Origin of the sequence: Pseudoprimorskyibacter insulae (assembly GCF_900302505.1) — a bacterium.
In the GTDB taxonomy this organism is placed as follows: Bacteria; Pseudomonadota; Alphaproteobacteria; order Rhodobacterales; family Rhodobacteraceae; genus Pseudoprimorskyibacter; species Pseudoprimorskyibacter insulae.
Window position 1 is genome coordinate 137,716 of sequence record NZ_OMOJ01000001.1, and the last position, 20,223, is coordinate 157,938.

Genomic DNA, 20,223 nt, shown 5'->3' on the forward strand with positions numbered 1-20,223 from the left:
GGCTTAGTCGCAGCCCTGAACGTCCACAGCAAAGGATTTGCCCAGCACCGTGACGCGAATGCCTGACCGATCCAGCGCGAAGGGCTTGCCATCGGCATGGGCGATCAACGCCTCGGTGAACAGGGTGCGCCCGCGCCGTTCGGTTGCGGGTTCATCCACCCAAAGCATCGGGTTTGAGGTTTCGATCACCGTTTCTTCGCGCCCGCCCGTCTTGGGCAGGTCAATGGCCACCTTGATTTGTACGCCATCGGGTGTTGGCGCGATTTGGCACTCCATGCCGCGCACGCCCGCTTCGTTGCGGGTAAACGGCACTTCGGACATGGCGGCGGCGATCACCGGATCGGGGCGGGTCACGGCGGCGGGCAAGGTCGCGGTCACGCGCGCCTCGTAGGGCATGCAGATGTCTTTGCAGATCCCCAGCAGCATCTGGCCGGACAGGGTGATATCGCCCTTGGTTTCGGCATCGATGACCAGCGGCAGCACGACCTCGTGCTTATATCCGACCGACCGCATCCCCGCCTGATAGAACACATCCGGCGTCGGCCAAACAACCATCACGTCGCCTGCATTGGCAGACCCGGACCAGTCGAACACCGGCGGAATGCCCGCATCACCCGGCGCGCGCCAATAGGTTTTCCAACCGTCGCCCAGCGTGATGTGCAACGCGGCAATATGATCGCCCGACGCGGTCCGCCATCCGGGGCGCACGGCGATTTCGGCCATCGGCATTTCTGCCGAGGCGGGCAACGGAAGGCCAAGGGCCAAAACAAGCGGGGCGAGCAATTTGCGGATCATGACCACTGAAATGGCGTTTTTCCGCCGAAATGCCAAGTCACGTTGACGATACCGGCCCGTGTTCGCTCTTTCCCCGGTGAAGGGTTGCGGCAGGGCGGGGACGGGGGCATGCTTGGCCCATAACCAGACCGAGGATTGCATGATCCCTAGCCACACCACGACCGACCTGACAGGCAAACTGCTGATCGCAATGCCGGGCATGGAAGACCCGCGTTTTGAACACACGGTGGTTTTCATGTGCGCCCATTCCGAGGAAGGCTCGATGGGGTTGATCATCAACAGGCCCACCGCAGATATCACCATGCCGATGCTGATGGATCAGTTGAACATTGTGGTCAGCACCGATCTGCGGGGCAAGCCGGTCTATTTCGGCGGTCCGGTCGAACAGGGGCGGGGGTTTGTGCTGCATTCGCCCGACTTTGAATCAGACGTCGCAACGCTGAACGTCAGCCCGGTGTTTCGGATGACAGCGACGCTGGACATCCTCGAAGAAATCGCCGCCGGTCAAGGCCCGGACAAACGGATCACCATGCTGGGCTATGCAGGCTGGGGGCCCGGCCAGCTGGAATCAGAGATCGCGCAAAATGGCTGGCTGACCTGTGACGCTTCGGTCGATCTGGTGTTCGACACGCCAAACCAAGTCAAATGGGAAACGGCGCTGGCCTCGATGGGGGTTTCGGCCGTGGCGCTATCGGCCTCAGGCGGGCACGCCTAGTCGCGCGGGGCAGCGGCCCGCGTCAGCCGGTCGTTGATCGCCACGCCTAGCCCCAGATGCGGGATGGGCGATACAGCAATCGTCGTGGCCCCGGCATCATCCAAACGGTGCAGATATTCGAACAGGTTGGCTGCGGCCTCGGTCAGGTCTTCGCTGGCCGATAGGTTGAGATCGCAGTCCACATCGCCGAAGCCAAGCCGCGCCTCGCCCAAAGCCCAGTCGACCGCGTTCAGCCGCACCCGCGCATTGGGCGCGTAATGCGATGCGGTTTGGCCGGGGGCGGAAATGGCGTCAGTGTCGTGACGTTGCGCGACCGGCAGGCCCAGCACCTGCGACAGCGCTTCGCGCGTCACATGGCCGGGGCGCAGCAGGGTCGGCACATCCGTCAGGCCAATGATCGTGGATTCCAGCCCGCTTTCGCAGGGGCCGCCATCTAGCACCGCCTCAATCCGCCCGTTCAGATCGGCCATCACATGATCGGCCCGCGTGGGGCTGATATGCCCGGACCGATTGGCCGACGGGGCCGCGACCGGCCCGCCAAATTCTGCCAGAAGCCTGCGGGCAGTGGGGTGCGCGGGCATCCGCACGGCCAAGGTGGCCATTCCCGCGGTCACCAGTTTCGACAGGCCCGCCCCGTCGCGCAGCGGCAGGACCATGGTCAAGGGGCCGGGCCAAAACGCATCGGCCACTTTCTCGGCGTGATCGTTCCAGCGCACCAATGCCTTGACCGCCTCCAGATCGGCCAAATGCACGATCAGCGGGTTAAAGCTGGGGCGGCCCTTGGCCTCATAGATCCGGGCAACAGCAATGTCGTTCGCGGCATCCGCGCCAAGCCCGTAGACGGTTTCGGTTGGCAGCGCGACCAGCCCGCCGTCGCGCCAGATTTGCGCCGCGCGGGCGTAGCCGGCGGCATTGTTCAAAAGCGTCTCGGTTTGAATGGTCTGAGGCATGGCTTTGTGACGCCGCGTTTAAGTTGATGCAGGGGAAGCAGCCGGTAAAGCTGCGGCAATGTTTCAGGGTAGTTAGCCGCCCGTTCCCAGTTTGCCAAGCCGCCGGTAGGAGACCTGCAATGCCATTTAGCGCCCCCGTTTCGGATTTCAGCTTTCTGCTAGACGAAGTTGTCGGATTTTCTGACGTCGCCGGAACCGACCGATTTGCCGAAGCCACACCCGATATGGTCACCGCGATTCTGTCTGAGGCGGGCAAGCTGTGCAACGACGTGATCGCGCCGCTGCGCCGCGATGGGGATCTGAAACCGGCGGTGCTTGAAAACGGTGTTGTGCGCACCACGCCGGGCTTTGCCGAAGGCTACAGCGCGATTGCTGAAGGCGGCTGGATTGGCATCTCGGCCCAGCCCGAGCACGGCGGCATGGGCCTGCCGCTGACCTTGGCGACTGCGGTCAACGATATGATGAGCGCGTCTTGCCTTGCGCTTCAGCTTAATCCGCTGATGTCGCAAGGACAGATTGAGGCGCTGGAGCATCACGCCTCGGACGCGTTGCAACAGCTGTACCTGCCCAAGCTGATATCCGGCGAATGGGCGGGCACGATGAACCTGACCGAACCGCAGGCCGGGTCGGACGTGGGCGCACTGCGCAGCAAGGCCGAGCCCAATGGCGACGGCACCTACGCGATTTCGGGGCAGAAGATATATATCACTTGGGGCGACAACGACTTTACCGAAAACGTCTGCCATCTGGTCTTGGCGCGTTTGCCCGATGGCGTGCCGGGCACCAAAGGCATCAGCCTGTTCCTGGTGCCCAAGTACATCCCCGACGAAAACGGCGCGCCCGGCAAGGCCAACAGCCTGCGGGTGGTCAGCCTTGAGCACAAGCTGGGCCTGCATGGCAGCCCGACCGCTGTGATGGAATATGACGGGGCCACCGGCTGGCTGGTGGGCGGTGAACATGACGGCATGAAGTGCATGTTCACCATGATGAACAACGCCCGCCTTGGCGTGGGCGTTCAGGGGATCGGCATTGCCGAAGGCGCGTATCAGCATGCCTTGGCCTATGCGCAGGACCGCAAACAGGGCCGTACCCCGGTTGGCGACGGCACCGGCACGATCATCGACCATGCCGATGTGCGCCGGATGCTGGCCACGATGAAGGCAGATACTTTCGCCGCCCGCGCGATTGCGCTGGCCAATGCGGTGGCGCTGGATATGACCAATGCCACGGGCGATGCCGGATGGGCGGCCCGCGCGGCTTTTCTGACACCGATCACCAAGGCCTTTGGCACCGATACCGGCATCAATGTTGCCGAAATGGGCGTGCAGGTGCACGGCGGTATGGGCTTTATCGAAGAAACCGGCGCGGCCCAGTTCAGCCGCGATGTACGCGTCACGGCGATCTACGAAGGGACCAACGGCATTCAGGCCATGGACCTTGTGGGCCGCAAGCTGATGGACGGGGGCGAGGCCGCCTCGGATCTGCTCGACGAAATCGAAAGCCATGCCGAACAGGCGCGCGATGTGATGCCCGAACTGGCCGAGCCGGTCTGGCAGGCATCGGAATCGCTGCGCGAGGCAACCGAATGGATGGTGGCCCAGCCGATGAACGACCGGTTCGCCGGGGCGGTGCCGTTCCTGCGGGCCTTTGCCCGTGTGCTGGGTGGGCATTTCCACCTGCGTGCGGCCATGGCCGACCGTGGCGGTGCGCGTGAACGTCTGGCGCGGTTCTACATCAAGCGGATGCTGCCGGAACACACCGGCCTTCTGGCCCATGCCCGCTGCGGTTCGAAGGATCTCTACGACCTGAGCGAAGAGGATCTGGTGGCGTGATGGACGGCGGACAGGTGGGGATCCGCTATCCTTGGGCCGAACCGCCCGCGCATGGCGAAGCGATCGAAGTGGCGGACGGCGTTCTTTGGATGCGACTGCCGCTGCCGATGAAACTAGACCACGTGAACATCTATGCGTTGGACGATGGCGATAGCTGGACCGTGATCGACAGCGGCATGCATTCGCGTAAATCCATCTCGATCTGGCAAAAGCTGATGGATGGGCCGCTGAAGGGCAAACCCATTGCCCGTGTCTTGGTCACGCATCACCACCCCGATCACATGGGCTGTGCTGGTTGGCTGCAATCGGAACACGGGGCCGAGCTGGTGACGACGCGCACCGCCTGGCTGTTTTCGCGGATGCTGCTGCTGGATGAACAGGCCCTGCCGACCGAAGAAACCCTGACCCATTGGCGGCGGGCGGGCATGCGCCCCGATCTGTTGGCACAGCGCGCGCAGGAACGCCCGTTCAACTTTGCCGATGTCGTGTACCCGATGCCGCTGGGCTTTACCCGCATTTCCCAAGGCGACTTGATTCGCATTGGTGGGCGCGATTGGGACGTTCACATCGGCAACGGCCATTCGCCCGAACATGCCACGCTCTGGTCGCGTGATGACAATCTGGTGATCGCCGGGGATCAGATCCTGCCGTCGATCAGTTCGAACATCGGGGTCTATGCCACCGAACCCATGGCTGACCCGGTCGAGGACTGGATCGAAGCCTGCGAACGTCTGGCGGCGCTGGCCCATCCCGATCATCTGGTTTTGGGGGGGCATAAGCTGCCCTTTACCGGGCTTCCGACCCGCATGCGCCAATTGATCGACAATCATCACGGCGCGCTGGACAGGCTTTTGGCATCCCTCGATACGCCCAAGGCGGCGGGCGATTGCTTTGCCCCGCTGTTCAAACGGTCGATTGGCGACGGGGAATATGGGCTGGCGCTGGTCGAAGCGATTGCACATCTGAATCATCTGTACCACGCTGGTCAGGTCATCCGCACAACGCGGGCGGATGGCGCTTGGTGTTACCAGCGAAAGGAAGATGGGTGAGCGACATTATCGACACCTCGGCGGAATATGCTGAAAACGATGCGATGCCGCGCAAGATTGACGTGCACACTGATGGCGACGTGCCAAGCGGCACCGAAGACCTGCCCGAAGCGGTCACGCGCAAACCGGTCAAGCAGAAAAGCCCGGCCGAATGGGCCTATGAACGGCTCGCGCTTTATATCCAGAACTTTGAACAACAGCTTGATTCCAACCATGAGGTGGCCATGGGCTTTGCCGGCAGCGATGCGGGCGTATTGCGGATTGAGGGGCTTGGCTTTTTCGACCCAGATATCATCACCTTTTACGGATCAGACATGGACGGGGCCAAAACGCAGCTGATTCAGCACGTTACGCAATTGTCCGTGATTTTGCGGGCGATGCCCAAGCTGCCCGATCACGAAGAACCCCGCCGGATCGGCTTTCAACTGACGACCGGCATTGATGAGGCCTGACGGCCCGCGACACACTGGCGCGCCGAAATGGATGACACGGCCTTTCAAATCGGCTAATCAACCGTCCGACTGACAACGCGAAGGACATGGAAACATGGCAGACCACAAGCACGGCGAGATGGATACATCGGTTCAAGAAGCAACCTTTGTTGGGTTCATCAAAGCATCGACCTATGTTGCAGCATTCGCAATCTGCGCTCTGCTGTTCATGGCGATCTTCAACAGCTGATTTCAGACCGCAGCGGGGGCTACGACCATGAAACGTTTTTTCGTGGCGCTCGCTGCGCTGTCTATTCTTGGGGCCTGCGGCGCGAAATCGGTCTGGGCCCCCGATGACGTGGTGGCGCGGGCCGTCTATCGTCATGATGGCCCCCCGGCGCTGACCCTGTACACCATGGTCAACAACCGGTCCGGGTCCGGTGCGCATTCCAGCCTGATGATCAACGCCTCGCAGCGCGTGGTGTTCGACCCCGCCGGCACGATCCGCGTCAATGTGATGCCGGAACGCAATGACGTTCTGTTTGGCATTACCCCGCCGGTGGCCGATTTCTACGAACGCGCCCATGCCCGCAGCACCTATCACGTGGTGATTCAGCGCATCGAAGTGCCTGCTGCCGTGGCCGAACAGGCGCTGCAACTGGCGCTGCAAAACGGGCCTGTGGCCAGTGCGCAATGCACCCTGTCCACCTCGGCCCTGTTGGCGCGTCTGCCCGGTTTCGAATCGATCAAGACCGTCTGGTTCCCCAACAAGCTAAGCGAACAGTTCGGCCAGTTGCCGGGCGTGTCGACGCGGGTTCTGCGCGAAAACGACGATGACGATAAAACCAAGGCTGTCGCGGCGTTTCAGGCGGAATTGGCGGCAAAAGTCGCCCAAGCTCAGACCCAGTAACCAACGCCCCAATACAGCGCCGCGCCCACGATCAGCGCGACCAACACGTTGCGCGTGGCCATGCCCGTTGCCAGCGCGGCCAGCGCCGCAATGATCTGAAGCGTGTCGATGCCGTCCTCATGCCCCCAAAGCACGATCGGCGCGACCATCGCAGGCAGGATCGACACAGCCGTATAGCGCAGCGGCTTTAGCAACCAGTTCGGCAAGTCGCGGTTGGCCAAAAGGCCAAGGAAGGCAAAGCGCAGGGTAAAGCTGCCGATGCCTAGGATGAAAATGACCGGCCAGATGATGTCAGGCGAAATCATGCGCGGGCCCTTTCCAGTTTGGTTTCCACCACGGCCCCGGTGATCATCCCGCCAAGCCCGGCAACCATCAGACCAAGGTTCAGCGGCAACCACGCAAACCCCAGCGCCAGAACCACCGCCACGAACGCGGCCGAGATATGCGGCAGGCTGCGCAGCAGCGGGGCGAACATCGAAATAAACGCCAGCGGCATCGCAAACCCCAGATCCAGCGACACCGGTAGCGCATCACCGATCAGCGCGCCAACCACCGTTGCCGGATACCACGGCAGGCAGACAATCGTCACACTGCCCGCATAGAAGGCCAGCTTGTTGCGCCGCGGCATATCCGGCGATTTTTCATATTCGCTATGGGCGACGGCATAGGTGGCATCGACCAGAAAATAGGCCGCAATCGCCCGTTGCCAGACATTGGTGCCCTTCAGATGCGGCGCGATGGATAGCGAATACATCGCCATCCGCAGATTGATCGCCAGCGCAGACATCACCGCGACAAAGGCGGGCGCATCGTGCATCAACAGCTGTAGCGCCGTCAGCTGCGCGGCCCCCGCAATCACCGCCGCGCTGAACCCCAAAGCCGCGCCAACGGTCAGCCCCGCCTCAGTCGCCAGAACCCCGAACAAAAGCCCGAAGGGGATGACGATCAGCGCGAAGGGCAGGCTAAGGGCGATGCCGCGCCAGTAGCTTGACATTGGGGTCATGTGTGCCATTCCTTGAGGCCCGGTTGTGTCGCAGCCGTACTGACTGTCAAAGAAAGATGCAATCGCAGTGACCTTTGGTAAGCCGGAATACATCATCGCACCGGACCCCGCCGCGACGGGGCTGACGCGGGCCGTGCGTGGCACGGACCACACCGGCGCCGAGATTGACATCGCGGTGGTCGAGGAGCGCCCGCTGACGATTTACCTAAATCGTCAAGAAATCGTTACCGCCATGACGATTGGCGATTATCCCGAATATCTGGCGCTGGGATTCCTGCGCAACCAAGGCATGTTGCGCGATGGTGACCGCGTGACAGCGGTGGATTACGACGACGAACTTGAGGTCGTCGTTGTCCGCACCGATAGCGAAACCACCTTTGAAGACAAGCTGAAGAAAAAGACCCGCACCTCGGGCTGTGCGGTTGGCACCGTGTTTGGCGACATGATGGAAGGGCTAGAAGGCAAGACCCTGCCCGCGACCGAGGTCCGCACGTCGTGGCTCTATGAGCTGGCGCGGCAGATCAACACCACCCCGTCGCTGTATCTTGAGGCGGGGGCCATCCATGGCACCGTTCTATGCCAAGGCAACCGTCCGCTGGTCTATATGGAGGACGTGGGCCGCCACAACGCCGTGGATAAGATCGCCGGCTGGATGTTCAAACATGATGTCAGTGCCGAGGATAAGATCCTCTACACGACCGGTCGTCTGACCTCGGAAATGGTGATCAAGACCGCACTGATGGGCATCCCGGTGCTGGCCTCGCGCTCGGGCTTTACCGCGTGGGGCGTTGAGATCGCCCGGCAGGTCGGGCTGACATGCATTGGCCGGATGCGGGGCAAACGGTTTGTGTGTCTGTCTGGCGAGGACCGCTTGGTGCGTGACATCGACCCGGACCAGATCCCCGATGAAGGGCGCAAATCCGGGCGCAAAGGGGCCTCGGAATGAAGCAGCCTTTGGGCGTTATTCTGGCCGGGGGGCAGGCAACCCGGATGGGCGGCGGTGACAAATGCCTGCTGCCCTTGGGCGGTCAGCCCTTGCTGGCGCATGTGGTGGATCGGCTGGCCCCGCAGGTGGGCGCCGTGGCGCTGAACGCCAATGGCGATGCCGCTCGGTTTGATGCCTTTGGCCTGCCCGTCGTTGCCGATACGATCCCCGATTTCGCCGGGCCTTTGGCCGGTGTTCTTGCCGGGCTGGACTGGGCCGCGGATCAGGGCGCGGATGCCATTGTCACCGTGGCCGCCGATACGCCGTTCTTTCCCTGTGATCTGGTGCCGCGCTTGATGCTGGCCGCCGAAGGGCAGGCGCATCCGCTGGTACTGGCCGCCACCAAGGGCGATGCCGCGACCCGCAGCAAATCGCGCAGCGGGCTGATCCGGCATCCGACCTTTGGCCTTTGGCCCGTGGCCCTGCGCGATGATCTGCGCGCGGCGTTGCAGGACGGTTTGAAAAAGGTCGTCCTTTGGACCGATCCCCACGGCGGGCGCGAGGCGCAGTTTCCATCGGATCCGATGGACCCTTTCTTTAACATCAATACGCCCGAGGATCTGGCGCAGGCGGAAGGCATGATATGAAACTTTATGGTGTCACCGGCTGGAAGAACGCGGGCAAGACCGGGCTGATGGAGCGTTTGGTGACGGAAATCACCGGGCGCGGTATTTCGGTCAGCACGGTCAAACACGCCCATCACAGCTTTGATGTGGACCATCCCGGCAAAGACAGCCATCGCCACCGGCAGGCAGGCGCGAATGAGGTGGTTCTGGCGTCGCGCAACCGCGTGGCAATCATGCAAGAACTGCGCGACGCGCCAGAACCCACGCTGGAGGATCTGCTGGCCCGGATGCGCCCGGTCGATTTGGTGCTGATCGAAGGGTATAAGCGCGACCGTCATCCCAAGGTCGAGGCGTTTCGCGCCGAAACCGGCAATGACCTGATTGCCCCCGGTGATCCGACCATCCGCGCCATTGCCAGCGATACACCGATGAGCGTTGACCGCCCGGTGTTTGACCTGAATGACACGGTCTCCATCGCTGATTTCATCCTGCGTGAGGTGGGCTTGTGAGGTTCACCCGCTTTGCCATGCTGGATTGGTCGTCGGGGAATGACACGGGCCCGACCCCGCGCAAGGATGCGATCTGGTTGGGTGAGGCTGGGCGCGAGCCGGTCTATCTGCGCAACCGTGATCTGGCCGAATTCGTGCTGGGCGCGATGTTCGGCGCAGTGGTGAACGCGGGCGACCGGTTGTTGATCGGGGTGGATGTGCCTTTTGGCTATCCAGCGGGGTTTGGCAAGGCGCTGACCGGGTCGGATGACCCTTTCGCCGTGTGGGATTGGCTAGAGGCCAACGTGACCGATACGCCCAAGGGCAACAATCGGTTTCAACTGGCCGATCAGATCAACGGCGGCTTCCCCGGCATTGGCCCCTTTTGGTTCAACGCGCTGAAAGACGATCTGCCGAATCTGCCGCGCAAAGACGTGCGGGATGGTCACGGCATGGCCGAGCGGCGCGCCTGTGATGCGGCGGTTCCCGGCACGTTTACGCTCTGGCAAATGGGCGGGGCAGGGGCCGTGGGCGGGCAGGCCTTTACCGCGCTGGCGGTGTTGAACCGGCTTCGCAAGAACTTCCCTGATCAAGTCGCCGTCTGGCCATTCCAAACGCCGGAGACGCCGATTGTTCTGGTTGAAACATGGCCGGGTTTGCTGAACGACGCGGTCAAACGGGCCGAGGCCATGGGCGAGATCCGCGACAAAGCGCAGGTCAATATCATGGCCCAGGCCATGGCCCATCTGGATGCTGCCGATCTGGATGAAATGCTGGCGGTGGACGCGACCGCCGAGGGCTGGATCTTTGGCGCGGGCCATGAGGACCGTTTGCGCAAGGCGGCAAGCCGGATCGCCCCGCCGCCGCTGCGCAACGATTGCTTTGCCCTGCCGCCGGGCGTTGATTGGACGCCGGTCGATACCGCGCTGAACATGCTGCGGGATCGTCTGCATCCCGTGACCAGCCCTGAACCCGTGTCTGTCTTTGCCGCCGCTGGCCGGGTTCTGGCCGAGGACGTGATCGCCAAGCGTAGCAACCCGCCACAGCCGAACACCGCCGTGGATGGCTATGGGTTCAAGGGCGGAGCACCCGATGACGCGCCGCGCTGGTTGCCCTTGGTGGACGGGCGTGCCGCCGCTGGTGCGCCTTATGACGGCACGGTGCCGGATGGGCATGCCGTGCGGGTGCTGACCGGGGCTGCACTGCCCGATGGTGTCGATACCGTCGTGCTAGAGGAAGACACCACAACAGACGCCGGTCAGATTGCCTTTCGCGGCCCGCTACGCCAAGGGGCGAACACGCGCAAGGCGGGCGAGGATATCGCCGCCGGGGCCGTGGCGCTGCCCAAGGGCCGCGTGCTGACGCCTGCCGATTTGGCGCTGGCCTCTGCCGTGGGACATGGCGAGCTGATGGTGCAACGCCCGCTGCGGGTCGCGGTTCTGTCGACTGGCGATGAATTGCTGGAACCCGGCGACGAGGCCGGTCCGGGCCAGATCTTTGACGCCAATCGTCCGATGCTGTTGGCCTTGGCGGCGGGCTGGGGATATGCCCCGATCGATATTGGCCGCGTGCCGGATGACCGGGACACGTTGAAGACACGGCTGGATGAGGCTGCGGAGAAGGCCGATGTGATCCTGACCTCGGGCGGGGCCTCGGCGGGGGACGAAGACCATGTGTCGGCCCTGCTGCGCGAAAGCGGCGCGATGGAGGAATGGCGGATCGCGCTGAAACCCGGCCGCCCCTTGGCCTTGGGCCTTTGGAACAACACGCCGGTGTTTGGCCTTCCGGGCAATCCGGTCGCCGCGCTGGTCTGTACGCTGGTGTTCGCCCGTCCCGCCTTCCGCCTGTTGTCGGGCGAGGCATGGCACCAGCCCAAAGGCGTGATGGTCCCCGCCGCTTTCACCAAGCGTAAGAAACCGGGCCGCCACGAATACCTGCGCGCCCGTCTGCGCGATGGCGCGGCCGAGGTGTTCAAATCTGAAGGATCGGGCCGGATCAGCGGCCTTAGCTGGGCCGAAGGGCTGGTTGAACTGGGCGACGGCGCAGCCGAGATCACCCCCGGCATGCCGGTCAAGTTTATTCCCTATTCCGCGTTCTAAAGCGCAGGCTTAGTCGAAGGTGCCAGCAACGCGCCCGATCAGCATAAAGGCGCGGGCCGTGCGGGTGTTGGCAAAGCCCGACAGATCGCTGTCAGACGCGCCCTCTTCGAAGGGCGAAAAGGTCTGATCGAACTTGCGTAGGAAATGGTGCGCCGCATCGCGGAACACCGGGTCGGTTTTCATCCGTCCAGCGGTCAGCGCCAGCGACGACCGATCACGGATACCGCCCAGCGGGGCCACGGCGCGGCCACGTTCGCCCTTGGCAAACTTGCGCCAAATCTCGGGCCGGGCCAGATCGGGGCGCAGGTCATCCATATAGATGCCTTCCTGACTAAGCAGGGTCAGGATGTCCTGGGACGCGCGGATCAACTGTTCCGACGACCGGTGCTTTAGTGCACGGCGCAGCGCCGAGAAGCCTTCTTGGTCCTCGGCGGTTTCGGGGAAGTTCAACGCGCGGATGAAGTCTTCGTTGGAAAGCGGCGGCTCCAGCGCTTCGGCAGGGGTGCCAAGCGCCAGCGTCGGCTGGGTCGTATCGACCGGGGCCTGCGCCACAGCTTTGGGCGTGGGGGCGGCGGCCTCCATCTCGGCCATGCGGATCGATCCCAGCATCGCGAGCGAGGTTTCAGCCTTGCGCTGCCCAGCAACCAGTTCGTCTAGGCGGCGGGCAATCAATTGGGCTGTGCCGGAATTGTCTTGCTGGGCCTGCGTGACATAGGCCTTGCGCAGGGCTTCGACCCCGCGGCGCAGCTCGGTTATTTCTGACCGGACCTGACGCCGCGTGCGGGCGGCAGCGGCCAAAACCCACGCCAGCCCAATCGGCACGACAATCAGCACAGCAACCGCAGCGGCCTGCGTGCGGCCAGCCACGTCAAATTCACCGCGCAGCACCAGAACGCCCGATATGGCCAGCCAAACCAATGTGGCAATGCCTGCCGCGATCTCGGCACCAATCAGACCGCCCTGCATTTGCGGGGCGGCGGAACCGATAGAACTAGGCTTTGATTCGGGCGTGTCGGCCATGGTGGTCTCAGACGTATTTGATTGTCAGAATCTCGTAGGACTTCTGGCCGCCGGGGGTGTTCACCTCGACGCTGTCCCCTTCTTCCTTGCCGATCAGGGCGCGGGCAATAGGAGATTTGATGTTCAGCAACCCTTTTTCGATGTTGGCTTCGTATTCGCCTACAATTTGCCAGGTCTTCTCGGCATCTGTGTCTTCATCGACCAATGTGACGGTCGCGCCAAACTTGACCGCACCGGACAGTTTGGACGGATCGATCACTTCGGCCAGCGACAGGATGCCTTCGAGTTCCTTGATCCGGCCTTCGATAAAGCCCTGCTTTTCCCGTGCCGAGTGATATTCGGCGTTTTCTTTCAGGTCGCCCAGTTCTCGTGCTTCGGCAATCGCTTGAATAATCGCGGGACGCTCTTCTGATTTGAGCGTTTTCAATTCGGCTTCGAGCGCGGTGCAACCCGCGCGGGTCATGGGAATCTTTTCCATTGGTCTACCTGATACTGTCCGCTCGGCCTAATGGCCGGGGCTTGTTTTTCTTATGCCCGCTATTTCACGGGTTTCGCTTGCGATCAAGATTGCCCTTTGCGGGCGTGGTTTGGCAAGCCAAACCGCCGCAGACCCTGTATATCGGCCAAAACATGTCACATCGGCCAAAACGCGTCAGTTTGATGAATGTTTATTGTGCGCGACGCCGTGTTCCAATTGACCTATGCTGCAATGCCGCGCTACTCAGTCGCGCAAGATTATTTCGCAGACCCGAGGGAGAAGCCGAGATGAGCACGATTGAACGCGAAGCGATGGAATATGATGTCGTAATCGTTGGCGCGGGCCCCGCTGGCCTGTCCGCAGCGATCCGGCTAAAGCAGCTGGATGCCGATCTGAACGTCGTCGTTCTTGAAAAGGGTTCGGAAGTTGGTGCGCACATTCTGTCGGGCGCGGTGCTGGACCCTTGCGGGCTTGACGCGCTGATCCCCGACTGGAAAGAAAAAGGCGCGCCGCTGAACACCCCGGTCACCGAGGATAAATTCTACATGCTGGGCGAAGCCGGTCAGCTTCGCATTCCCAACGCGCCCATGCCGCCGTTGATGAACAACCACGGCAACTACATCGTCTCGATGGGCAATGTCTGTCGCTGGATGGCCGAACAAGCCGAAGCCCTGGGCGTTGAGATTTTCCCCGGCATGTCCTGCTCGGAGCTGGTCTATGGCGACAATGGCGAAGTTAAAGGCGTGGTCGCCGGTGTTTTCGGGCTTGAGGCTGATGGCTCCTACGGGCCGAACACCGAACCGGGCATGGAGCTGCACGGCAAATACGTGTTCCTGTCCGAGGGCGTGCGCGGCAGCCTCGCCAAGGAAGTGATCGCCAAATACGACCTGCAAGCCGGGAAAGAGCCGCAGAAATTCGGCATCGGCATGAAGGAAATCTGGGAAATCGACCCCGCCAAGCATAAGCAAGGCTCGGTCACGCATACCATGGGCTGGCCGCTGAATTCCAACGCGGGCGGTGGGTCGTTCATCTATCACTTGGAAAACAATCAGGTCTATGTCGGCTTTGTTGTGCACCTGAACTACGCCAACCCGCATCTGTATCCCTACATGGAATTCCAGCGCTTCAAGCATCACCCGATGGTGGCCGAGCTGCTGGAGGGCGGCAAGCGCGTGGCTTACGGCGCGCGCGCGATTTCCGAAGGTGGCGAACAGTCGATGTGCAAAATGGTGGCCCCGGGTGTGGCGCTGCTGGGCTGTTCGGTCGGTATGGTCAACGTCCCGCGTATCAAGGGCAACCACAACGCGATGCTGTCGGGCAAGGCCGCCGCAGAAGCCGCGTTCGACGCCATTCAGGACGGTCGCTCGGCGGATGAGCTGACCGCCTATGAAACCGAAGTGCGCACCGGCGCGATTGGCAAAGACCTGTCCAAGGTCCGCAACGTCAAACCGATGTGGTCCAAGTGGGGCATGCTGCCAAGCCTCGCGCTTGGCGGTCTGGACATGTGGGTCGCCTCGATCTTTGGCAAGCCGCTGTTCGGGTCGATGTCGCATGGCAAGAACGACGCCGACTCGACCGGTCGCGCCAGCCTCTATCCGAAAATCGACTACCCCAAGCCCGATGGCAAACTCAGCTTTGACCGTCTGACCAACGTCAGCTTCAGCTTCACCAACCACGAAGAAAGCCAACCGGCCCACCTGAAGCTAAAAGATCCGACGATCCCCGTTGCGGTCAACCTGCGCGACTTCGACGAACCGGCCCAGCGGTATTGCCCGGCAGGTGTGTATGAGGTGGTCGAAAAGGATGGCGCCAAGCAATTCGTGGTGAACTTCCAGAACTGTGTTCACTGCAAAACCTGCGACATCAAAGACCCGTCCCAGAACATCACATGGACGGTGCCGCAAGGGGGCGATGGCCCGAACTACCCGAACATGTAATCGCGATCAGGCCGGCCTTAGCGCCGGCCTTTTTCGTACCGCCCGAATGCTGAAGCTCTGCTTCAAACGCCTTTAAGTTTTCTCGCTTGAATGCCGCGCCCGTCCCGCTAGGACTCCCTCCACGCAAACCGATGAGGGAGGCCCGCGTGACCGGCACAATGACCCAGCAACGTTCGAACGTCAGTCTGGCCCGCAGGGCCTGGGCCATCCGTCGCCACGCCCTCCGAATGGGCGAGGTGCAGGGTCAAGGCTATATCGGGCAGGCGCTCGGCGTGGCCGATGTGCTGGCAACCGCCTATTTCCACGCCATGGACTACCGCGCCAATGATCCCGAATGGGAAGGGCGCGACCGGTTCTACCTGTCCATCGGCCACTACGCGATCGCGCTTTATGCGGCGATGATCGAGGCAGGCATCCTGCCCGAGGATGAGATTGAAACCTACGGTATGGATGACAGCCGCATGCCCATGTCGGGCATGGCCGCCTACACACCGGGGATGGAGATCACCGGCGGCTCGCTTGGTCACGGGTTGGGCATCGCTGTGGGCGCAGCGCTTGGTTTAAAGCGCAAAGGCGGCGATCAGCGCGTCTACAACCTTCTGTCCGATGGGGAACTGGGCGAAGGCTCTACATGGGAGGCGGTGATGTCCGCCGTTCAGTGGAAACTCGACAACCTGATCGCCGTGGTCGATTTCAACAACCAACAGGCCGACGGCCCGACCCGCGATGCGCTGGCCCAAGGAAACGAGGCCGCCAAATGGGCCGCCTTCGGCTGGTACGCCCAAGAGGTGGACGGCAACGATCTACCCGCCGTGGTCGATGCGTTCGACAAGGCCCGCAACCACGATGGCGCTTGCCCGCGCGTGATCATCTGCAACACCAAAATGTGCAAAGGCGTACCCTTCCTCGAAACCCGCGAAATCACCCATTTCGTGCGCGTCGAACCCCAGGAATGGGCCAAGGCCATCGCTCATATTGATGCGGAGCGCCCGGAATGATCGCCCCTTGCATTTTCTGGCCCCAAATATCCCGGGGAGTCCCTGCCGCAGGCAGGGGCGGGGCAGAGCCCCATTTCACCGCCAACCCCAAAGCCGAGGTTCAAAAATGATCGAAGCCCCCGTTGGCCCCAATTCGCGCCGCAAATCGAAATATGAGGCCCGCCGCGCGCCGGACGAAAAGCTGGCCACCTCGGCGATGATTGCATCGCTGGATGCCGAAGGCCGCGAAACCGTCGCCGCGCCTTTTGGCCATGCCTTGTGTGATCTGGCCAAGGATCGTGCCGATATCGTTGGCCTTTCGGCGGATCTGTCGAAATACACCGATCTGCACGTCTTTGCGAATGCCTACCCCGACCGGTTCTACCAGATGGGTATGGCCGAACAGGTGCTGATCTCGGCTGCCGCTGGTCTGGCCCGCGAGGGGTTCACGCCCTTTGCCACCACCTACGCCGTTTTCGCCTCGCGCCGGGCCTATGACTTCATCACCATGGCCATTGCCGAGGAAAACCTGCCGGTCAAAATCGTCTGCGCGCTGCCCGGCCTGACCACGGGCTATGGCCCCAGCCACCAAGCGACCGAGGATCTGGCGATCTTCCGCGGTATGCCGAACCTGACCATCGTCGATCCTTGTGATGCCACCGACGTCGATCAGGCCACCCGCGCCATAGCCGACCACCCCGGCCCCGTCTATATGCGCCTGCTGCGCGGCAAGGTGCCGAATGTGCTGGGCGAATACGGCTATCAGTTCAAACTGGGCAAGGCGCAGCTGATCCATGACGGCAATGACGTGCTGTTCATCTCGACCGGGTTCATGACCATGCGCGCGATCGATGCGGCTAAGGCGCTGAAAAAAGACGGCATTGATTGCGCCGTGCTGCATTGTCCGACGATCAAGCCGCTTGATCTGGAAACCATCAAGGCCGAAGCCGCCCGCAAGGGCCGCCTTGTCGTGACCGCCGAAAACCACACCATCGTGGGCGGCTTGGGCGAGGCGGTGGCCGCAGGTCTGATGCGCGAAGGCGTCTTTGTGCCTTTCAAATCCATCGCGCTGCCGGACGAGTTCCTCGATGCTGGCGCGCTTCCCACCTTGCATGACCAATACGGCATTTCGGTTCCGGCCATTGCCGCAAAAATCAAATCCTGGCTCTGAGGAGAGGCTGAATATGAAACTTCTTGAAGGACAAACCGCGATCATCACTGGCGCCGCCAGCGCGCGCGGCCTTGGCAAAGCGACCGCGAAACTGTTCGCCGAACACGGCTGCCGCGTGGCGATCCTTGATCTGAACGCCGAAGCTGCCGAAGATGCCGCCGCCGACATCGGCGAAGCGCACATCGGTCTGGCCTGCGACGTGACCCGCAAGGATGACTGCGTTGCTGCCGCCGCCGCTGTGCTTGAGGCGTTTGGCCAGATCGACATCGTGGTCAACAACGCGGGCATCACCCAGCCGCTGAAGATCATGGACATCACCCATGAAAACTATGACGCCGTTCTGGATGTGAACCTGCTTGGCACGCTGAACATGAGCCAGGCCGTCATCCCCCATATGCGCGAACGCAAGACTGGTAAGCTGGTCAATATGTCGTCGGTCTCGGCGCAGCGTGGCGGCGGCATCTTTGGCGGCCCGCACTATTCGGCGGCCAAGGCCGGTGTTCTGGGCCTGACCAAGGCGATGGCCCGCGAACTGGCGCCCGATGGCATCCGTTCAAATGCGATCTGTCCGGGCTTCATCGCCACCGACATCACCGGCGGCAAGCTGACCCCCGACATGATGACCGGCATTCTGGCGGGCATCCCCATGGGCCGCGCGGGCGAGGCATCGGACGTGGCGGGCTGTGCGCTGTTCTTGGCGTCGGACCTGTCGGCCTATGTCACGGGCTCTGAAGTAGATGTGAACGGCGGCTCGCTCATTCACTGATGCGCTGATCCCCGTTTGTGACGTAAACTGCGCCCATTGCGGCGCAGTTTTTCTTTGGGGGCCAAAATGAGCGACACCTATATCGTCAAAGCCAGCGACATCGACGCGATGGATGGGCTGAACAAGACGCATTTCCTGAACGACAACGCCAAGCGCGTGAACAAATCCTTGGGCGATCTGACGGGGTTAACCGGCTTTGGCTTTCACATTGTCGAGGTCGAACCGGGCCATGTGACGACCGAGCACCACGTCCATTACCACGAAGACGAATGCGTTTACGTTCTGGCGGGCACGGGCAATGCGATCATTGGCGAAGACAGTTTTCCCATCGGCCCCGGCGATTTCATTGGATATCGCAAAGGCGGGCAGGCCCATTCGATTGAGGTGACGGGGTCCGAGACGTTCCGCGCGATTGTCGTGGGCCAGCGGCTTGAACATGACGTGGGCGATTACACCCGTCTGGGCAAGCGCATCTATCGGCAGATCGGGCTGCCGTGGAATCTGGTCGATATCGCCGACATAGATGAGCCGCAGGGCGGAAAGAAGTAACTAGCCGCGCGACCCGCCACGGATCATTTCCTGTGCGGCGTCCACGTCTTCGCAGCGCAGGCCGTGGTCTTGGATGATCGTATTGATATCCTTGCGGAACGTGTCGATTTCCGAGTCGATCCAGTTGAGGAATAGCTTCACCGTGCGCCGTGACAGGTGCCGGTGCGGACAGACCAGCCAATAGGCGGGGAAGGACAGAACCGGATAGGCGGGCAGAAATGGCACCAACCGCCCGTTCTTGATTTCCGGCGCGGCTAGCGTCAGCGATTCAAGCACCACGCCCACGCCATCGGCGGCCAGTTGCAGCGCCATCGAGGATCGGTCCATCAAGATGCCCTTGCGGTTGGATCGCGTCTCAAGCCCCGCCCGCCACAGCCAGAAATCCCATTGGCACAGCGCCCGCGCGCTGTCGATCAACCGGGCCGAGGCCAGCCGTTCGGTCGCTGTCTCAGTCGTGGGTAGCCCGGCCAGATAGTCGGGGCTGCATAGGGGAACCACATAGTCATGCAGCAGCGGGGCGCAGTGCAGACCGGCCCAGCCGCCAAACCCGTACCGCACGTCCATATCCATGATTTCGCGGTCGAAATTGGTTGGGTCGGGGGCGGCATCCACGCGCAAATCCCAATCGGGGTTCTGCGCCAGAAACCCCGACAGACGCGGCCCCAGCCAGCGCACGCCAAAGCTGGGCGACACCCGCAGGGCCAGCCGCCGCGCTTCACGTGATTTGCCAAGGTTGCGACGGGCTTCGCGCAGCAGGCGCAGGGCCGTGGCGCTGGCCTGAAACAGCTGCTCGCCCTCCATCGTCAGGGTCAGCATCCGACCTTCCCGGCGAAACAGGCGAATGCCCAATTGCTGCTCTAGCGCTTTGATCTGCTGGCTGACGGCGGATGGCGACACGCCCAATTCTTCGGCGGCAAGCGTGATCGTTCCGCGCCGCGCGACGGCTTCAAAGAATTGATATGCGTTCAGATTTGCGTCGCGGGCCATGCGCTGCCTAAGGCTGTGATTTAGCGTATGACTTTAGCGTCAATCGGTTCAAAAGCCCAACCGCGAATTGTCACAATCCGCCTGCGTTCGCGCTGTGACGATTCGATAGCGTTTCCCCCAAAGATACGCCGCCACGCGGGAATCTTCTTAAACCTCATGGCCTGTGCGCCGTTGGATGGATCGTGCCTGCCTGCATGTGATCAACTTCTTAAACGGCCATTTGGTGTATTGCCCATGACCTCTTCTGCTGCGCCCATCGAGATCGGACCCTCCGCGACGTTTGATGACCTCAAACCGTTGCGTGAACGGCTGCAAGCGGGTCAGACGGGGCCGGTGGATGTGCATGAGGATGCGCCGGAACCGGTTCGGTTTGCCATCGTCCAGATATGCCTTTCGGCAGAATGCCCGTTGCCCGGTAGTGGAGGCCTGACGGAATTGGCCGACCTCGCCGGGGTTAAGATCCCATTCTAGCACGCTTCTTGCAGAGCACGTTCAACCGCACAGATTTCCCAGCC

General features: G+C 62.1%; 23 protein-coding genes. 16 read left to right on the forward strand and 7 right to left on the reverse strand.

What is annotated here, in order from left to right; all coding sequences use genetic code 11:
- Positions 1–3 precede the first annotated feature (3 nt).
- Positions 4–795 carry a protein-disulfide reductase DsbD domain-containing protein gene (locus tag PRI8871_RS00725; protein ID WP_108884274.1) on the reverse strand — a complete coding sequence of 264 codons (792 nt, stop codon included), beginning with the start codon at positions 793–795 and terminating at the stop codon, positions 4–6.
- A gap of 139 nt (positions 796–934) precedes the next feature.
- Here PRI8871_RS00725 and PRI8871_RS00730 point away from each other — a divergent pair, with 139 nt between their 5' ends.
- On the forward strand, positions 935–1,510 hold the full coding sequence (locus tag PRI8871_RS00730) for a YqgE/AlgH family protein (protein WP_108884275.1): 576 nt from the start codon (positions 935–937) through the stop codon (positions 1,508–1,510).
- Here the strand turns inward: PRI8871_RS00730 and PRI8871_RS00735 are convergent.
- A complete protein-coding gene (locus PRI8871_RS00735; protein ID WP_108884276.1) occupies positions 1,507–2,460 on the reverse strand; it encodes an L-threonylcarbamoyladenylate synthase in 954 nt (317 codons plus the stop codon). The genes PRI8871_RS00730 and PRI8871_RS00735 overlap by 4 nt on opposite strands.
- 119 nt (positions 2,461–2,579) lie before the next feature.
- On the opposite strand from PRI8871_RS00735, the gene PRI8871_RS00740 reads away from it, so the two are divergent.
- The 5 genes from PRI8871_RS00740 to PRI8871_RS00760 all read left to right on the forward strand — a co-directional run bounded on the left by PRI8871_RS00740 (position 2,580) and on the right by PRI8871_RS00760 (position 6,682).
- Positions 2,580–4,292 (forward strand): acyl-CoA dehydrogenase, encoded by a 1,713-nt coding sequence (locus PRI8871_RS00740; protein WP_108884277.1) that lies wholly within the window; start codon positions 2,580–2,582, stop codon positions 4,290–4,292.
- Positions 4,292–5,341: an MBL fold metallo-hydrolase gene (locus tag PRI8871_RS00745; RefSeq protein ID WP_108884278.1), complete on the forward strand. Its 1,050-nt coding sequence runs from the start codon at positions 4,292–4,294 to the stop codon at positions 5,339–5,341. The genes PRI8871_RS00740 and PRI8871_RS00745 overlap by 1 nt, the downstream gene beginning before the upstream one ends.
- The gene (locus PRI8871_RS00750) at positions 5,338–5,793 is read left to right on the forward strand and encodes a DUF6173 family protein (RefSeq protein WP_108884279.1); all 456 of its coding nucleotides are present in this window, start codon (positions 5,338–5,340) and stop codon (positions 5,791–5,793) included. The genes PRI8871_RS00745 and PRI8871_RS00750 overlap by 4 nt, the downstream gene beginning before the upstream one ends.
- Before the next feature lie 94 nt (positions 5,794–5,887).
- Positions 5,888–6,022, forward strand: a complete 135-nt coding sequence (locus PRI8871_RS00755) for an aa3-type cytochrome c oxidase subunit IV (RefSeq protein WP_108884280.1) — start codon at positions 5,888–5,890, stop codon at positions 6,020–6,022.
- Positions 6,023–6,049: 27 nt separating this feature from the next.
- Complete coding sequence (locus tag PRI8871_RS00760) at positions 6,050–6,682, forward strand: hypothetical protein (RefSeq protein WP_108884281.1); 633 nt, start codon at positions 6,050–6,052, stop codon at positions 6,680–6,682.
- On the opposite strand, the gene PRI8871_RS00765 is transcribed toward PRI8871_RS00760, so the two are convergent.
- Complete coding sequence (locus PRI8871_RS00765) at positions 6,670–6,987, reverse strand: AzlD domain-containing protein (RefSeq protein ID WP_108884282.1); 318 nt, start codon at positions 6,985–6,987, stop codon at positions 6,670–6,672. The two genes, PRI8871_RS00760 and PRI8871_RS00765, sit on opposite strands and share 13 nt — an antisense overlap.
- The gene (locus tag PRI8871_RS00770; protein ID WP_108885160.1) at positions 6,984–7,676 is read right to left on the reverse strand and encodes an AzlC family ABC transporter permease; all 693 of its coding nucleotides are present in this window, start codon (positions 7,674–7,676) and stop codon (positions 6,984–6,986) included. Before PRI8871_RS00770 ends, PRI8871_RS00765 begins: the two co-directional genes overlap by 4 nt.
- Positions 7,677–7,752: 76 nt before the next feature.
- Here PRI8871_RS00770 and PRI8871_RS00775 point away from each other — a divergent pair, with 76 nt between their 5' ends.
- The 4 genes from PRI8871_RS00775 to PRI8871_RS00790 are packed head-to-tail and all read left to right on the forward strand — an operon-like array spanning position 7,753 to position 11,823.
- The gene (locus PRI8871_RS00775) at positions 7,753–8,631 is read left to right on the forward strand and encodes a formate dehydrogenase accessory sulfurtransferase FdhD (protein WP_370741843.1); all 879 of its coding nucleotides are present in this window, start codon (positions 7,753–7,755) and stop codon (positions 8,629–8,631) included.
- Positions 8,628–9,257, forward strand: coding sequence for a molybdenum cofactor guanylyltransferase MobA (gene mobA / locus PRI8871_RS00780; RefSeq protein WP_108884284.1), 630 nt, complete (start codon positions 8,628–8,630; stop codon positions 9,255–9,257). Before PRI8871_RS00775 ends, mobA begins: the two co-directional genes overlap by 4 nt.
- The gene (gene mobB / locus PRI8871_RS00785) at positions 9,254–9,745 is read left to right on the forward strand and encodes a molybdopterin-guanine dinucleotide biosynthesis protein B (protein WP_108884285.1); all 492 of its coding nucleotides are present in this window, start codon (positions 9,254–9,256) and stop codon (positions 9,743–9,745) included. Before mobA ends, mobB begins: the two co-directional genes overlap by 4 nt.
- 17 nt (positions 9,746–9,762) lie before the next feature.
- Positions 9,763–11,823 (forward strand): molybdopterin-binding protein, encoded by a 2,061-nt coding sequence (locus PRI8871_RS00790; RefSeq protein ID WP_108885161.1) that lies wholly within the window; start codon positions 9,763–9,765, stop codon positions 11,821–11,823.
- 9 nt (positions 11,824–11,832) lie between these two features.
- Here the strand turns inward: PRI8871_RS00790 and PRI8871_RS00795 are convergent, their stop codons facing one another.
- Both PRI8871_RS00795 and greA read right to left on the reverse strand, forming a co-directional pair.
- A complete protein-coding gene (locus PRI8871_RS00795; RefSeq protein WP_108884286.1) occupies positions 11,833–12,843 on the reverse strand; it encodes a hypothetical protein in 1,011 nt (336 codons plus the stop codon).
- A gap of 7 nt (positions 12,844–12,850) precedes the next feature.
- Complete coding sequence (gene greA / locus PRI8871_RS00800; protein ID WP_108884287.1) at positions 12,851–13,321, reverse strand: transcription elongation factor GreA; 471 nt, start codon at positions 13,319–13,321, stop codon at positions 12,851–12,853.
- 287 nt (positions 13,322–13,608) lie between these two features.
- On the opposite strand from greA, the gene PRI8871_RS00805 reads away from it, so the two are divergent.
- From PRI8871_RS00805 to PRI8871_RS00825, 5 genes are all read left to right on the forward strand, one after another.
- The gene (locus PRI8871_RS00805) at positions 13,609–15,258 is read left to right on the forward strand and encodes an electron transfer flavoprotein-ubiquinone oxidoreductase (RefSeq protein ID WP_108884288.1); all 1,650 of its coding nucleotides are present in this window, start codon (positions 13,609–13,611) and stop codon (positions 15,256–15,258) included.
- 158 nt (positions 15,259–15,416) lie between these two features.
- On the forward strand, positions 15,417–16,256 hold the full coding sequence (locus PRI8871_RS00810) for a transketolase (protein ID WP_108885162.1): 840 nt from the start codon (positions 15,417–15,419) through the stop codon (positions 16,254–16,256).
- A gap of 106 nt (positions 16,257–16,362) precedes the next feature.
- The gene (locus PRI8871_RS00815) at positions 16,363–17,406 is read left to right on the forward strand and encodes a transketolase family protein (protein WP_108884289.1); all 1,044 of its coding nucleotides are present in this window, start codon (positions 16,363–16,365) and stop codon (positions 17,404–17,406) included.
- A gap of 13 nt (positions 17,407–17,419) precedes the next feature.
- Positions 17,420–18,172, forward strand: a complete 753-nt coding sequence (locus PRI8871_RS00820; protein WP_181389331.1) for an SDR family NAD(P)-dependent oxidoreductase — start codon at positions 17,420–17,422, stop codon at positions 18,170–18,172.
- A 66-nt stretch (positions 18,173–18,238) separates the two neighbouring features.
- Positions 18,239–18,721, forward strand: coding sequence for a cupin domain-containing protein (locus tag PRI8871_RS00825; protein WP_108884290.1), 483 nt, complete (start codon positions 18,239–18,241; stop codon positions 18,719–18,721).
- On the opposite strand, the gene PRI8871_RS00830 is transcribed toward PRI8871_RS00825, so the two are convergent.
- Positions 18,722–19,708 carry a LysR substrate-binding domain-containing protein gene (locus PRI8871_RS00830; RefSeq protein ID WP_108884291.1) on the reverse strand — a complete coding sequence of 329 codons (987 nt, stop codon included), beginning with the start codon at positions 19,706–19,708 and terminating at the stop codon, positions 18,722–18,724.
- Positions 19,709–19,942: 234 nt separating this feature from the next.
- Between PRI8871_RS00830 and PRI8871_RS00835 the strand changes: the two genes are divergently transcribed.
- The gene (locus PRI8871_RS00835) at positions 19,943–20,179 is read left to right on the forward strand and encodes a hypothetical protein (protein WP_108884292.1); all 237 of its coding nucleotides are present in this window, start codon (positions 19,943–19,945) and stop codon (positions 20,177–20,179) included.
- Positions 20,180–20,223: the final 44 nt, after the last annotated feature.